This is a genomic window from Mucilaginibacter pineti (assembly GCF_900101875.1).
GTDB lineage: Bacteria > Bacteroidota > Bacteroidia > Sphingobacteriales > Sphingobacteriaceae > Mucilaginibacter > Mucilaginibacter pineti.
The window spans coordinates 320538-336090 of sequence record NZ_FNAI01000004.1 but is presented as its reverse complement, the minus strand read 5'-3'; the positions used below and the strand labels follow the sequence as shown (position 1 = coordinate 336090).

The following is a 15553-nucleotide window of genomic DNA, read 5'->3' as shown; positions in this document are numbered from 1 at the left end:
TTATGAGTTGGTGGCAATATTTATTACTGGTAAATATTTACCTGGTACTGTTTTACGCGTTTTATGTTTTACTGCTAAAAAAGGAAACCTTTTTTCAGCTTAACCGGGTGTACCTGGTAACTGCGTCGTTACTATCGTTCTTTATCCCGCTGATACAGGCAAATTGGGTGCAAAACCTATTTATTACCCAGCAGGTAAAATATACAATATACAGCAGCCCCGTTTTGGTATATCATTTTAAACCAGTTATAGAAGATGCCCACATAAGTGTTGGCGAAGTATTGGCAATATTTTACGTGTGCGGAATATTGTTTTTATTAACCAGGCTCATCTGGCAGTTGCTTAAACTAAAAAAGGTGATCAGCCAGCCACAAACCACCGCGGCCTATTCGTTTTTTAAGAAAATTAAGTTAGATGAAGGCAATGCGGATAACGCCATTATTGAAGCCCATGAACAGGTACACGCGCAGCAATGGCATTCGGCCGATGTATTGCTGATAGAGCTTGTCATGATCGTCAATTGGTTTAATCCGGTGGTATATATGTACCGCTTTGCAATCAAACACATTCACGAGTACATTGCCGACAGGCAGGCCGTGCAGGCAGGCACCAACAAGGCAGAGTATGCTTTGCTGCTGCTAAGCCAAACGTTTCACACGCCGGCCCACCAGTTGGTTAATCCATTTTTTAACCACAGTTTACTAAAACAACGTATCATCATGTTACAAAAAAATAATTCGCAGCGCATATCGCTCATAAAATACGGGCTATCGGCTCCTCTATTTATTTTAATGCTGATACTATCGTCGGCTACTATTAATAACAGTAAAACCGTAACTGTTATCAACAAAAAAGCCGCCCGCTTATTTACAACTCCAGCGGAGCCATTAGCATTAGCCCATGCCATAACCGCCGACACGGTTGTAATTGTATCCGACCCAAAACTTAAAAAACAAAACCAGGTTACCGTAACGGATGTAAAACTTAAGCCGGGACAAGTCCCCGTAACAGATGTAAAGCTTAACCCCGGGCAGGTTAAAGTAACCGATGTGGCTTTAGCCAGTAATGCCACCAGCAAAGCAATTTCAGTTGAAATACAAGCAGCAAGGGATACGGGAAAGAAGACCAAGGTGTTTGCTTCTGTTGAACAAGTTCCAGAATTTCCGGGAGGATCGCCGGCATTCAGTAAGTTTCTTTCAGCCAACATCAGGTATCCCAAAGAGGCCCGTGATAAAGGTATTCAGGGAAGAGTAATAGCAACTTTTATTGTTGAAACAGATGGTTCGCTTTCTGATATAAAAATTACCCGCGGCTTAGGTTACGGTTGCGATGAAGAGGCGGTAAGGGTACTTAAACTTTCGCCTAAATGGAAACACGGTACCCAAAACGGTAAGCCAGTAAGAGTACAGTACTCTGTGCCTATTCAATATAGTTTAGCTGCAGATGATGATGATAAAAAAGGGAAGAAAACAGGTGCCGTTAAAAAAGGTGTAGGCACAGATAATACATTTTCAACAGCAAGTCCCGATTCGGTTGTAAAGTTCAAAGGTAAAATGGGCAACACTGATCTGACAACCTTGAAGCTTGATCCCGCTAAACAACCGCTTTATATACTCGACGGCAAAGAGCTGACAGAAGGTGGTTTTAAAGACATTGACGTAAATACTATAGAATCAATACAAGTTTTAAAGGATGCCAGCGCACAATCCCTTTATGGCGAAAGGGCTAAAAACGGCGTTGTAATTGTTAATACAAAGAAAGATAACACGAAGTCGATAATCTTAAAGCCAAAAGAAACTAAGGAATAGGTTTTAGATGTTCAATAGTTTGTCATTGCTGTAAGGTACAAGCAATCTCATAGGACAAGTGGTGACCCAATACGATTAATATGATGGGGATCGCCACGCTACGCTCGCAATGACAAGGTGTAAAACCAGCGTCCTTTACAAATGTTGCTTAGATAGAATGTCCAATTAAACCTAATCCCATAAACAAAAAGCCGGTGATCTTAATAAAAGATCACCGGCTTTTTCATCTGAAATCTGCATATCTATAATCTGCAAATCTTACTTCGTATACCTGTTGATGATATCAACTATCACCTTATTTTCTTGTAGTTGTGGCAGGTAATCAAATAGTATATAATGTTTTTCCGGGTCGCTGGTAAGCGCCAGTTCCAACTGGCTTAATGCTTCGTTGTACTCGCCTTTGGCAAACAGGTAGGCTACCATGCGATAGTATAATTCCGCAGCTTCGGGGTTGTTCTTTATTGCCTGCGAGATGATCTCGATAGCACCAACAAGCCTGTTTTGCTCATATAATATCGATGAATAATCCAGCCATGCGTCAATATCAAGCGGATTAAGCTCTACCACTTTTTCATATGCTTCCTCAGCTTCGGTCATGTGGCCAAGTTTATATTCAGCATCGGCAATGGCAAACCAGTAATCGGCATTGGCAATATCAAGATCGAGCGCTTTTTTGTAAAAGTGCAGGGCCTCAAAATAGCGTTCCTCAAAATCAAGTGTAACACCAATTCCAAACCAGGCATCGGCCAGCTTAGGATCCATCTTAACCGATTTTTTGTAGAAAGCCCGCGCATCATCCATCTGCTCCAGCTTTTCGTAACATTCACCAATTGCGCAATAAGTATCGGCATTTGGCTGCTCATACTCAAAGGTGTGGCGGTATACTTCAATAGCCTCGGCATATTTTTCCAGGTTAACCAAGGCATTACCCTTGTTAAAGTAGGCCGACGCAAAGCTGTCTTTTATGAGGATGGCGTAGTCATAGGCATCAATAGCTTTTTCAAACAAACTTAGCTTGGTATAGGCGTTTCCCAGGTTGTACCAGGCTGCATAGCTGTAAGGTTCATTATCAATATATTGCTGGTAAAACTGAACACTTTCCTGCTGATTGTCCATTACGTCGTAGCAAAAAGCCAGCTCGTAAAGGGCATCTTGATTTTCCATATTTTGCTTTAAGCAAAGCTTAAGATAAGTAATGGCGGTATCATAATCGCCCATGTTTTGGTAAACGTAGGCAATGTGCAGTAATATTTCGTCGGTTTCTTCGGCCAGGCCAAGGGCTTTTTCATAGTTTTCCAGGGCTTCGCCAAAGCGTTCCATACTTTCGTAAAGGTTACCGCGGATAATATAGATATCGGCATCAGATGCCTCCAGCATGGCAGCTTTTTCAAGCGCCGCAAAAGCTTCGGGAACTTTATTGCCAACTACCAGCAACTGTGCCTGTTTTATTAAAAATACCGCCGCAAAAGGGTGCTGATTACGTGCATACTCTGCTACCTGTAATGCCCTGGATGGATCATTTTTTTCGATGTAATAGTCGATAATGTTCTCAAACGCCTGGGCATCAAAAAAGTACTGGTCTTGATTCCGGATCATTTCCTCGTACCGCTCTACCGAAAACTTTGGATCTTCGGTAAAACCAAATTCAAATTCTTCTTCCATTCAATTTTGTTTGCAGAACATCCGCTTTAGGTTACAATTGATATTGCTTTGTAAAGACTTATTGAGTTCAAAATACAATAAGTAAATATCCAATTTGCAATTAAGTTTTCAACATTCACACATTCTCAACAGCCTTTAGCTGCAAACCCTTGATAATTAATGTTAATCAATTAAGTGGCTGGTGGCGGGTGAAGAAAAAATTGCCTTAAAGATTTTTACCTTTGACAAAAGTAACAATTATGAACCTCGATATTAAAGATATTCTAAAACGTTTACATATAAACGATATAAACGAAGCTTTTAGTACTGGCAGCACCTGGGGCAGCAGCAACGGTGCCATAGTAAAAGATATTACGTCACCGGTTGATGGCCAAAAGATAGCGGCAGTAAAATTTGCTACTGAAAACGATTATAACCAGGTAGTTGTACAAGCCTCAAAAGCGTTCAAAACCTGGCGTACTACGCCGGCGCCAAAGCGCGGCGAAATTGTACGCCAAATAGGCGAGGCCCTGCGCGCCAATAAGCAAGCCCTGGGTACGCTGGTATCTTATGAAATGGGCAAAAGCCTGCAGGAGGGCCTTGGCGAAGTACAGGAGATGATAGATATTGCCGATTTCGCGGTAGGACTTAGTCGCCAGTTATATGGGTTAACCATGCACAGCGAACGCCCCGAGCACCGCATGTATGAGCAATACCATCCGCTGGGTATAGTTGGTATTATCTCGGCATTTAACTTCCCGGTGGCGGTTTGGAGCTGGAACTCGCTGCTGGCCCTTGTTTGCGGTGATGTTTGTATCTGGAAGCCATCCGAAAAAACACCTTTAACTGCCATTGCCTGTCAGCATATTGCGCAGGAGGTTTTTAAAAAAAATAACATTGACGAAGGCGTATCAAACCTGATTATCGGCGACCGTAACATTGGCGAGCTGATGGCTGCTGATACCCGCGTACCACTAATATCGGCCACGGGCTCAACCCGTATGGGTAAAGCAGTGAGCGCTGCTGTGGGTGCCCGTTTAGGTAAAAGCCTGCTGGAGCTTGGCGGCAACAATGCCATCATCATAACTGAAAATGCCGATCTGGATATGTCATTAATAGGCGCGGTATTTGGTGCTGTAGGCACAGCCGGACAGCGGTGCACCAGTACGCGCAGACTTATTATTCATGAAAGTGTTTATGATGCTTTTAAACAGAAACTGGTGAGCGCCTATGGGCAGATCCGCATAGGCAACCCGCTGGACGAAAACAACCACATGGGCCCGCTGATAGATGCGGATGCTGTAGCGCTTTATCTTGATTCTATTGAAAAATGCAAAGCCGAAGGTGGTAGGTTTGTGGTGGAAGGCGGCAAGCTGGAAGGCGCTGCCTATGCATCCGGCTGTTATGTAAAACCATGTATCGCCGAAGTTGAAAATCACTTCAAGATAGTGCAGCATGAAACATTTGCGCCAATACTTTACCTCATAAAATACAACACAATTGAAGAGGCTATCGACCTGCAAAACGGCGTTCCGCAGGGCCTGTCATCGGCTATAATGACCAATAATTTACGCGAGGCAGAACAATTTTTATCTTACGCTGGTTCTGATTGTGGTATTGCTAACGTAAACATAGGTACATCGGGTGCGGAGGTAGGCGGGGCCTTTGGCGGTGAAAAAGAAACCGGCGGCGGTCGCGAATCCGGATCTGATGCATGGAAAGTTTACATGAGAAGGCAAACCAATACTATTAATTATTCAAAAACGTTGCCTTTAGCGCAGGGGATCAAATTCGACCTCTAAAAATTATATACTAAATTATACATGTTTAATTTTCGCAAATACATTACCCGTTCTGTTTTATTCGCAGCGTTAAGTTTTAGTTTTTCTGGATCGGTACAAGCCCAGCAGGGCCCCGATGCTCAAATGATGCAAAAGCCCGATCCCGAACCTCCCCGGCACTGGCAGCTGATGGATTTAAAGGAGAACGGTTTTTACGGGATCAGCATAAAACAAGCTTATCTTTTTATACAAGGAAAAAAAAGCAAGCCGGTAGTAGTTGCAACTATTGATAGTGGAATTGATACCGCCCAACAGGACCTTAAAAGTGTTTTATGGGTAAACACCAAGGAAATTGCGGGTAATGGTATTGATGACGATCATAACGGTTATGTTGATGATATACACGGCTGGAATTTTTTAGGCGGCCCCAATGGAAAAGCCGATTTTAATGAAACCACCGAAGAGGTGCGCGAATACAATAAACTGGTTGGCAAATACGCAAACCTTACCGATGCCACCGCTACCGATAAAAAGGAATTTGCCTACTGGCAGCGTGTAAAAACAATTTACGATACCACCGTAAACAAGGCCCGTACAGAAACCACGCAATTACAACCAGTAATGAACGCACTTATGGTAACCAGCGGTTATATCAAAAAAGCGTTGAAGCTGCAGGCAAACGGAACTTTTGTTATTGCTGATCTGGATAAAATTAAAGCGGGTAATGATACCCTTACCCAAAGCAAATACGTTTGGAGTACCATATTTACACAGTCGGGAGGTAACAGCACCAACGCTGCGGTTATTAAAGACCTGAGCGAATACCTGGCTAAGTTAAATAACGATCTGGCGCCCGATCTGGATGCCCGTAAACGTATAGTTGGCGACAATGTAGATAGCATGGATCATAAACCGTACGGCAACAACCTGCTTAAATACCCGGATGCCTCACACGGTACCGGCGTAGCCGGACTGATTGGTGCAGCGCGCGGTAACAATTATGGTATAAACGGTATTGCCGACAACGTAAAGATCATGGCTATTAAGGCCGTACCTAACGGCGATGAGTACGATAAGGATATTGCCAATGCTATTCATTACGCGGTTGATAACGGAGCGCAGATAATAAATATGAGCTTTGGTAAAAAGCTGTCGCCACATAAGGTATGGGTAGAGGAAGCCTTTAAATATGCAGCATCAAAAAATGTGCTGCTGGTACAGGCATCGGGTAACGACGGCGAGGATATGGATAAAGAACCCGATAACCCAAATGATACTTTTTCTGACGGGTCGGCAACCGATGCAGACAATGTAATAAACGTCGGTGCATCTTCTGCCAGATTAGGTGAGCACTTGGCGGGTGACTTTAGCAACTACGGTAAAAAAAATGTAGATGTATTTGCACCGGGTGTTAAAGTAACTACTATTGATATGGATGCCGAATTTAATACCGAGGATGGCACCAGCTTTTCATCGCCAATAACGGCGGGTATTGCGGCCCTTGTACTGGAATATTATCCAACACTAAGCGCCAAACAATTAAAACAAGTAATTTTGCAATCGGCCACGCCATTATCCGGTACAATGGTTATAAAGCCCGGCAGCAAAACCGGCGAGAAGGTTGATTTTACCACGTTAAGCAAAAGCGGCGGCATTGTTAATGCTTATAAAGCATTGCAAATAGCATCAAAGATGCAGGGGGAGTTATAGTTTTTTGAACTAAGGGACTATTGGACTCTTGGATTAGGAAGATCATCTTAAAAGAAGTCCAATAGTCCCAAAAGTCCAATAATCTTTTACTCCTGAAAAATTATTTCTTCTTATCGCCGCCTATCGGTTTTACGGCGTCTTTTTTGCCTGATTGATAATCTGAAGGAGCTTTTTTACCTCCTTCTGCGGCGGGTTTCTTTTTTTCCTTTACTGCTTGTCTGTCTTTGCTCATGATCTTATAGGTTTTTGAATGTTGATTTTAAAAGGCGGCAAAACGTTTGCATCCCCAATAGTTTAGTATGTTAAAAGCATTATGCGGACTTAAATTTAACGCCCGGCTTAGAAGAGAAAATAGAATTGCTTTATTTTTTAAAACGTTTATTTTTGACGGATTATTACAGCAATTAATTAAAGGTAGCTGTTTTAATTAGTAATATACAGCCAGCAGTTAATTATTAATCATTTTTTAATGTGGAACTGCCTGTACATTTTCTTAACTTTGAACCAAAATTTAACACACGAATATTTATACTAAAGTACATTACTATAATTAGCTAAAAATGAAAAGCTTTATTTCAACAACATCTTACGCAGTTATAAATTACATAACAGCTTTATTGCTGCTTACCTCACCATGGTTATTTGGCTTTGTGCACGTAGGTGGCGCATCGTTGTTTTTACCGCTGCTGTTTGGATGGTACCAATTGATCATGGCCATATTTGCAAATAATAAGCTTGGCTTTTTAAAGGTATTCCCTATGCAAATGCACTTTGTACTTGATGTTATTTTAGGTTCATTCCTGATGTGCTCGCCATGGGTTTATAACTACGCAAATGAGCATCATTTATTTTTACCGCAACTTATTTTAGGTGGCGTGCTTGTTTTTGGTGGTGTATTTACACACGGATCGCAGTTTACCAACAGAACTGAACATGAAGCCCGTGCATGGCACCACTTTAATTAATAGCTCAACCATATTTGATATAACAGAAAAGGGACGCAATTTGCGTCCCTTTTCTGTTATATAGCATTCTTTTCCGCTTCTTCTTTTTCGCGCAGGTTGCGCATAATTTTTGTGAAGCCACGGTGCTGGTGCTGTTCGTCATATAAGGGAAAAACAAGGCCGCTGCCCCAAAAGCGTGTTCCATCCTTTCGCATGTGGTAACGCTCGTCAATAGCACGCCCGTCTTTTAATGATGTTCTTAACTCCATTTCGGGTACGCCTGCGGCAACATCCTCTGGAGTGAAAAATACACGGGCGCTTACGCCGATGATCTCGTGTTCGGTATATCCCAATACCTTTTCGGCACCCGTATTCCAGCTGTTAATGTCGCCGTTCTTGTCGGTAGTAACAACGGCATAGTCTTCCAGGCTTTCCAGCACCTGCCTGAAAAAATCCTCGCTCATCCTAAAATAACGGTCGTCGAACAAGGCTTCACTGGTTATAGCTTTATCGCTGGTAGGGTATTCAATAAAAATATTGTTGTTATCAATACCGCAGGCCAGCTGCATTGGCTCGCGGGTAATTTTATAAAACGTTTCATAGCCATCGGGCAGGTTATTTAATTGCGGCTTTTGCTTTACTGGCATTAGCGTAATATCAACGGCATCGTTAGTAAGCTGGTTATTTATGTTTACCAATAGGTGGGTGTAACCTTTTTCTATCAGGCTACCCAGTAGCTCGGGGGTTAATGGAATACGCATTTTTAAGTTTTGGTTTCTTTTCGGGTAGGTGCTCAAAAATGCTACCAGTTATTAACCTATAGGTAAAAAAGACATTTGATTTGGAAAAAGGGATTGGCGATGCGTGTTTAAAACACTTCGTTAAGCCCTAAAAAAAAGCCACCCGAGCCATAGCTGCCGCGCCCGTAATCAATGCAAAGGTTTGATCGGGTGTATTTATTGAACAGTAACCGTAAACCAACGCCGCCGCCAGGCTCCCAGTAACGCAGCAGTTTTATATTTCGCTGGTTGTCGGCCGATTCAATATTGGCAAACGTTACACCGCTAAGTAGCTTGTTTTTTGTTAAGGGAAAACGGTATTCCAACTCGTTATAAACAAACGATAAACCTTTGAACCTGCCGATAATAAATGCCCGGCCGATGCGCCCGTAAGCATCGCTGCCTGTTCCGGGTAGTTCCAGGTAAGGTAACGAGCCACGTAGCAGGTAATTGGCCCAATGCCAAAAAGCCAATACGTTTTCAGGGTGAGCTTCAGACAGGCTCCAGTATTTCCTGAACTCTGTTTTTAGCTGCAAGGCATTACGGTCGCTACCCAGCCAGGTTTGATTGCTGCGGAGAATCACATCTACATAAATACCCCTGAACGGGCGATTGGGCTGATCCCTGTTGTTGAATTGCAGGTTAAATAAAATACCATTTGCGGCATAGGCGTATGGCGAGTAGCCGTTTTGAATACTATACCGGTAATTATGGGTTTCAGTTATCGGGAAGTTTTTGCGATCGTCGTCAATATGGCTGTAAAAATTAAAGCTGAGGCCGGCGCCGGCGTAAATATGATTAGCAATTTTTCGGTAGATGCGTTCGTTTACTTTTATATATAAGTAGCGTACGGGGTATTCGTCAGGGTTATTCAGAAAATGCTGATTGTTCATTCTAAACTCGCCTTCGCCAAAGCTGCGCCTGCCGGTGCCCAGGCCGTTATCTTTGGCTATGGTTTTGCCAATTTGCATAGTGCCCTGCAGATTCCATTCATTTTGAGATGAAAAAGCATTGTGCTTAAACTCAAATGTAGACAGGCCTTTTGTAGAAATATAAGCACCTGCGTTAATAACGGATAACGTTGTGTTTTCGGGATTGCCAAAGTATTTGCCCCCCGATGTAATTACCCCTACCGCAAAACCCACGCTTGGGTTGTAGGCGGCCGATGGCAATACCGACCAGCTGGAGTGTTTTTTATTGCTTACCGTATCGGCCAGGCTTTTTTTGCCGCTGAAAAAATCGCTCAGAATACCATTAGCATCCAGTTCCGAATCAAGTGAATCAGCCTTATTCCCATGGATTTGCGCAAGCAATATGCCATTACTGAAAAATATAATACATGCAGTTACCAGGTAGCTGCAAAGTTGCGATCTCAATTCAGGAGTTTAATGTTAGTTATATGGCTAATATAAAATTATATACACTTGAAGCGAAATTTAAATGACATAGAAATGATAATTAAAATTTAGGAAAAGGAGCTCAAAAAATGCCCACCCAGCCGCGTTAGGGATAGCAGCGGATACCGGCCCGTGACTAAGGCCCGTGCAGTATGAGCGAATAGCCCGGCCGAAGGCAACGCCATTATTTTAAATACCAAAGCAAATGGAATACCAAAGCAATGGGTAGCCTCTATGAGGCAAAAAGACGGCTAATGATGTTTCTACAAACAGGTAGCTCCTAACGGAGCATCTTGTAGTAGCCTCAATTAATAAGCACATACATAAATGGCTATTCAAAGGGGGGATATAATTACCGCTTAAATTTAAAAACCTATCCACTTTTTCAACCGCCCGGCTCAACCTGTAAAGTATAACCCAGCACGCATCAAATTTTTCCACAAAAGCATTTGTTATTAACATAATAAGCTGTATCTTTGCAGTCCCGAAAATGCGGGGTATAATAAACGTTTAAACAATTTAATTTAAAGCAAGTGAATACGTTAAGTTACAAAACTGTCTCAGCCAACAAAAAAACCGTTAACAAACAATGGGTTGTTGTTGACGCACAAGGCGAGATTTTGGGGCGCTTGTCCACTAAGATCGCAATGATCATCCGTGGTAAAACCAAGCCAGATTTCACCCCGAACGTAGACTGCGGTGATAATGTAATAGTTATCAATGCAGACAAGGTAAAGTTGACCGGAAACAAATTCAGCGAAAAGCAGTATGTTTCTTACACAGGTTATCCTGGTGGTCAGCGCTTCATTTCTCCTAAGGAGTTAATGGCGAAACATCCAACACGCGTAATTGAAAAAGCCGTGCGTGGTATGTTACCTAAAAATCGTTTGGGTAAAGCATTATTTGGCAATCTGCATGTTTATGCAGGTTCTGAGCATCCTCATGCAGCACAAAACCCAACAACCATTTAACTTTTAATTTTTAAAGGAGAAAAGAAATGCCAACAACTAACACTTCAGGCAGAAGAAAAACAGCCGTTGCCCGCATCTACCTTTCAGAAGGAAATGGTGCGATCATCGTTAACGGTAAAGATTACAAAGAGTACTTCCCAACATTGCCATTACAGTACATTGTTACTCAGAGCACCGAAGTTTCTGGTTCAACCGGAAAATTTGATGTTAAAGTTAACGTTGCAGGTGGTGGTGTAAAAGGACAGGCAGAAGCCGTTCGTTTAGCTATTGCGAAAGCCATTGTTGAACTGGATCCTGAAAAGAAACCAGCACTGCGTGCTAAAGGTATTATGACCCGTGATGACCGTATGGTTGAGCGTAAAAAACCAGGACGCAAGAAAGCACGTAAGAGATTCCAATTCAGTAAACGTTAATCACAGGAGGACAACAAAATGGCAAGAACAACATATCAGGATTTACTGGATGCAGGTGTACACTTTGGTCACCTTACCCGCAAATGGGATCCGAAAATGTCACAGTACATTTTCATGGAGCGCAACGGTATCCACATTATTGACTTAAACAAAACCTTAACAAAGGTTGAAGAAGCTGCTGCAGCTATAAAACAAATTGTAAAATCGGGCCGTAAGGTATTATTCGTAGCTACAAAGAAACAAGCGAAAGATATTGTTGCTGATTATGCAAAAAGCGTGAACATGCCATACATCACCGAGCGTTGGTTGGGTGGTATGTTAACCAACTTTGCAACTGTACGTAAGTCAATCAAAAAGATGTCAAACATCGATAAATTGACTAAAGACGGTACTTACAGCAACCTATCTAAAAAAGAAAGACTGATGATACAGCGTGAGCGTATCAAATTAGAAACCCTTTTAGGTGGTATCTCTGATTTGAACCGTTTACCTGCAGCATTATTCCTTATCGACGTTAAGAAAGAACATATCGCAGTTTCAGAAGCTTTGAAGTTGAACATCCCTACATTTGCTATGGTTGATACCAACTCTGATCCTTCAAACATCGATTTCCCAATTCCGGCGAATGACGATGCTACAAAATCAATTTCATTGATCACCAGCATTATCATCAAAGCTATTGAAGAAGGTTTAGATGAGCGCAAACGCGAAAAAGAAGACGAAGCAGAAAAAGAAGCAGCTACCGCGAAAGCAAAAGCTGATGCTCCTGAAGTAAAAGACCGCAGCGAAAACGAAGGCGGTAAAAGAACCAGGAAAACTGCAGAAGTTGCAGACGTAGTTGCCGATGCTGATGCAGAAGCTCCTGCTGCTGAAACCGAAGAATAATTAAGTTGTGGGTTGTAAGTTGCATGTTGTAAGCTTAGGCTTATAACTGTAATGTACAACCCACACTTTTAATATTAAAAATAGTTACAGGTTACAGCACAGCTTTAACTTTGCCGGCAGCCTTAACATATAACTTACAATAAAAAACTTAAAAACATGTCTACAGTACAAATATCTGCAGCCGACGTAAATAAACTGCGCCAGCAAACTGGTGCCGGTATGATGGATTGCAAAAAAGCATTAACCGAAACTAACGGTGATTTTGAAGCAGCTATCGATTTTTTAAGAAAAAAAGGTGCTAAAGTTGCCGCAAGCCGTCAGGATCGTGAATCAAACGAAGGTGTTGTTATCTCTCGTACATCTGAAGATGGCAAAACCGGTGTTATCATCGAGCTTAACTGCGAAACAGATTTCGTAGCTAAAAATGCAGAATTTATCGCTTTTGCTAACCTTGTTGCTAACAAAGCGGTTGAATTTAAACCAGCAACAATTGAAGAGCTTTATGCCCTTAACATTGATGTTGAAAACACCACTACTACTATTGGTGAGGCTATCATTGACAAAACCGGTAAAATTGGCGAGAAAATTGGCGTATCTAAATTAGAGATCATCTCAGGCGAAAAAGTTATTGCTTATGTACACGGTAACTTCCGTTTAGGTGTATTGGTTGCATTAAACTCAAACCCAGCAGGTGCAGACGAAGCAGGTAAAGATGTTGCCATGCAAATTGCAGCTATGAACCCAATTGCGGTTGATAAAGATGGTGTTGATTCTTCATTAATTGAGCGTGAGCTTGAAATTGCTAAAGACGTGATCCGCGCCGAAGGCAAACCAGAAGAAATGGTTGAAAAAATTGCTGCTGGAAAGCTTAATAAATTCTACAAAGACTCAACCCTGTTAAATCAGGAGTTTGTGAAAGATTCATCTAAAAACGTTGCCCAGTTCCTGAGCACCGTTGAAAAGGGCCTCACAGTAACCGCATTTAAGCGGGTAGCTTTAGGAGCTTAAATATTTTATCCCCCTCGTTTTAACGAGGGGGATTTTTTTTGTCAAAAATGTTTCCTGTATGCCCAAGCCATTCTTATTAAGGCATTAAATCCTGTCATGCTGAGGAACGAAGCATCTATCGACAGATTTTTTGGCACCGGCACTTGTCGGTTAATAGATCCTTCCTCCGTCAGGATGACAAACATTGTTTAAACATGGCTACATCATAATGGCGAACTACTAAATAATAACGAAGCATGGTAACAGCGATCCACAATCTCCAACTCATTTCAAATGGGCAAATAACCCCTGGTAAAGCCGTTTTAATCTCCAATGGTAAAATCACTGATGTTATTCAAGAAACGGCTATCCCAGCCGATGCCGTGAAACACAATTTAAATGGGGCCTATCTTGCTCCCGGCTTTATCGATCTGCAAATTTACGGTAGTGGGGGCAAGCTATTTGCCGGCTCGCCAAGTGTTGCAGCATTACAACAGTTGGAAAACGATTTGCTTAACCAGGGAACCACCGGCTTTTTTGCTACTATAGGTACCAATACAAATGAAATTGTTGAGGGAGGAATACAGGCCGCTAAGGACTATCGTAAAACCTGTAAAGGTAATTTCTGGGGTTTACATTTGGAAGGGCCATATTTAAACCCGATCAAAAAGGGGGCACATCCCGAAAAATATATCAAGAAGGCTACGCTTGCCGAAGTTAAAGGATGGGTAGAAAGTGCTCAAGGCGAAATAAAAATGATCACCATTGCGCCAGAATTGCAGGATCAGGAGGTGATTGATTACTTGTATGCGCAGGGTATTATCATTTCATCGGGCCATAGCAATGCTACCTATGCCCAGGGAAAAGCCTTTTTAAATAAGCCGATACCGGCTGTAACCCATTTATTTAATGCCATGCCGCAGATGCACCACCGTGAACCGGGATACATTCCCGCTATTTTTGAAGAGCGGCCGTATACCAGTATCGTTGCCGATGGCAATCATGTTGATTTTGCCATGATTCGCCTGGCTAAACGGGAATTGGGTGATAAACTTTTTTTAATTACAGATGCCGTTACCGCAGCTACCGAAGGCACTTACCAGCACCAGTTAGTAGGCGATAAATATGTAATGCCCGACGGAACGCTATCCGGCTCGTCGCTTACGATGTTAAAGGCGGTTGAAAATTGTGTGAAACAGGTGAGGATACCCTTGGCTGAAGCGGTTAATATGGCCTCGCTATATCCGGCACAATTAGCTAAACAAACCACAAAGGGCCAAATACAAAAAGGCTTTGATGCTGAGCTGGCTATTTTTACAGCAGATTTCGAGGTGGTCGGAACATACATCAACGGTCATTTTTTAACAAAGACAACATAAAATTTTAACACTCGCTTTTATTCTTTATTTTTGGCGAACTACACTGACATGAACAACGCTTTATCAATTCTTGATATCTACAAAAGCAGTTTCCATCATTATCTATTAATAACAAATCACACCGTATGAAATACAAAAGAATCTTACTCAAGCTTTCGGGCGAATCGCTTATGGGCACCAGGCAATATGGTATTGATAACAACCAGGTTTTGCAATATGCCCAGGACATTAAAAATGTGGCAGACACAGGCATGGAAATAGCGATAGTTGTTGGCGGAGGTAATATTTTTAGGGGCCTAAGCGCCGAGAAATCGGGTATGGAACGTGCGCAGGCCGATTATATGGGCATGCTTGCAACTGTTATTAACTGTATGGCCCTGCAAAACGCATTGGAAAGCATTGGTGTAGAAACACGATTACAATCGGCCATAAAAATGGAACAGATTTGCGAGCCTTATATCCGTCGCAGAGCAATGCATCACTTAGAGGTTGGAAAAATTGTAATTTTTGGTGCTGGTACAGGTAATCCGTATTTTACTACAGATACAGCTGCTTCATTGCGCGCTATTGAGATAAAAGCCGACGTTGTATTGAAAGGTACCCGTGTTGATGGTATTTATACCGCCGACCCTGAGAAAGATCCATCTGCAACGCGTTATGATGAAATAAGCTTTCAGGAAGTATATGACAAGGGCCTCAATGTAATGGATATGACAGCCATTACCCTTTGCCAGGAAAATAAACTGCCTATCATTGTATTTGACATGAACAAACCCGGCAATTTCATGAAAATTGCCCAGGGCGAAGCCATTGGTACATTGGTAAAGTAATATAATTTGTTCTGTCATCCTGAGGAAC

The 15553-nt window shown here is 42.2% G+C and carries 14 protein-coding genes; 10 read left to right on the top strand and 4 right to left on the bottom strand.

Translation table 11 applies throughout. The features are described from left to right. Window positions 1-2 precede the first annotated feature (2 nt). The gene (locus tag BLS59_RS12010; RefSeq protein WP_091149512.1) at window positions 3-1808 is read left to right on the top strand and encodes a M56 family metallopeptidase; all 1806 of its coding nucleotides are present in this window, start codon (window positions 3-5) and stop codon (window positions 1806-1808) included. A 258-nt stretch (window positions 1809-2066) separates the two neighbouring features. On the opposite strand, the gene BLS59_RS12005 is transcribed toward BLS59_RS12010, so the two are convergent. Continuing rightward, window positions 2067-3470 carry a tetratricopeptide repeat protein gene (locus tag BLS59_RS12005; protein ID WP_091149511.1) on the bottom strand — a complete coding sequence of 468 codons (1404 nt, stop codon included), beginning with the start codon at window positions 3468-3470 and terminating at the stop codon, window positions 2067-2069. 239 nt (window positions 3471-3709) lie between these two features. Between BLS59_RS12005 and amaB the strand changes: the two genes are divergently transcribed. Further along, the gene (gene amaB / locus BLS59_RS12000) at window positions 3710-5251 is read left to right on the top strand and encodes an L-piperidine-6-carboxylate dehydrogenase (protein WP_091149510.1); all 1542 of its coding nucleotides are present in this window, start codon (window positions 3710-3712) and stop codon (window positions 5249-5251) included. Window positions 5252-5272: 21 nt separating this feature from the next. Next, window positions 5273-6940, top strand: coding sequence for a S8 family serine peptidase (locus tag BLS59_RS11995; RefSeq protein ID WP_091149509.1), 1668 nt, complete (start codon window positions 5273-5275; stop codon window positions 6938-6940). Between the two features lie 100 nt (window positions 6941-7040). Here BLS59_RS11995 and BLS59_RS32485 read toward each other — a convergent pair whose 3' ends face one another. Then, a complete protein-coding gene (locus tag BLS59_RS32485) occupies window positions 7041-7172 on the bottom strand; it encodes a hypothetical protein (protein WP_262492947.1) in 132 nt (43 codons plus the stop codon). A gap of 328 nt (window positions 7173-7500) precedes the next feature. Here BLS59_RS32485 and BLS59_RS11990 point away from each other — a divergent pair, with 328 nt between their 5' ends. After that, complete coding sequence (locus BLS59_RS11990; RefSeq protein ID WP_091149508.1) at window positions 7501-7905, top strand: SPW repeat domain-containing protein; 405 nt, start codon at window positions 7501-7503, stop codon at window positions 7903-7905. A gap of 56 nt (window positions 7906-7961) precedes the next feature. Here BLS59_RS11990 and BLS59_RS11985 read toward each other — a convergent pair whose 3' ends face one another. Both BLS59_RS11985 and BLS59_RS11980 read right to left on the bottom strand, forming a co-directional pair. Next, on the bottom strand, window positions 7962-8645 hold the full coding sequence (locus tag BLS59_RS11985) for a PAS domain-containing protein (protein ID WP_143014114.1): 684 nt from the start codon (window positions 8643-8645) through the stop codon (window positions 7962-7964). A gap of 107 nt (window positions 8646-8752) precedes the next feature. Continuing rightward, a complete protein-coding gene (locus tag BLS59_RS11980; protein ID WP_091149506.1) occupies window positions 8753-10039 on the bottom strand; it encodes a BamA/TamA family outer membrane protein in 1287 nt (428 codons plus the stop codon). Window positions 10040-10593: 554 nt separating this feature from the next. Here BLS59_RS11980 and rplM point away from each other — a divergent pair. The 6 genes from rplM to pyrH all read left to right on the top strand — a co-directional run bounded on the left by rplM (window position 10594) and on the right by pyrH (window position 15525). Further along, window positions 10594-11031, top strand: a complete 438-nt coding sequence (gene rplM, locus BLS59_RS11975) for a 50S ribosomal protein L13 (RefSeq protein ID WP_091149505.1) — start codon at window positions 10594-10596, stop codon at window positions 11029-11031. 26 nt (window positions 11032-11057) lie between these two features. Next, entirely contained in the window at window positions 11058-11444 is a 387-nt protein-coding gene (gene rpsI, locus BLS59_RS11970; protein WP_090638861.1) for a 30S ribosomal protein S9, read from the top strand. A gap of 18 nt (window positions 11445-11462) precedes the next feature. Then, a complete protein-coding gene (gene rpsB, locus BLS59_RS11965; protein ID WP_091149504.1) occupies window positions 11463-12329 on the top strand; it encodes a 30S ribosomal protein S2 in 867 nt (288 codons plus the stop codon). A gap of 156 nt (window positions 12330-12485) precedes the next feature. Next, window positions 12486-13337 (top strand): translation elongation factor Ts, encoded by an 852-nt coding sequence (tsf, locus tag BLS59_RS11960; RefSeq protein WP_091149503.1) that lies wholly within the window; start codon window positions 12486-12488, stop codon window positions 13335-13337. A 236-nt stretch (window positions 13338-13573) separates the two neighbouring features. Continuing rightward, window positions 13574-14695, top strand: coding sequence for an N-acetylglucosamine-6-phosphate deacetylase (gene nagA, locus BLS59_RS11955; protein ID WP_091149502.1), 1122 nt, complete (start codon window positions 13574-13576; stop codon window positions 14693-14695). Between the two features lie 125 nt (window positions 14696-14820). Continuing rightward, complete coding sequence (gene pyrH / locus BLS59_RS11950) at window positions 14821-15525, top strand: UMP kinase (protein ID WP_091149501.1); 705 nt, start codon at window positions 14821-14823, stop codon at window positions 15523-15525. Window positions 15526-15553 lie beyond the last annotated feature (28 nt).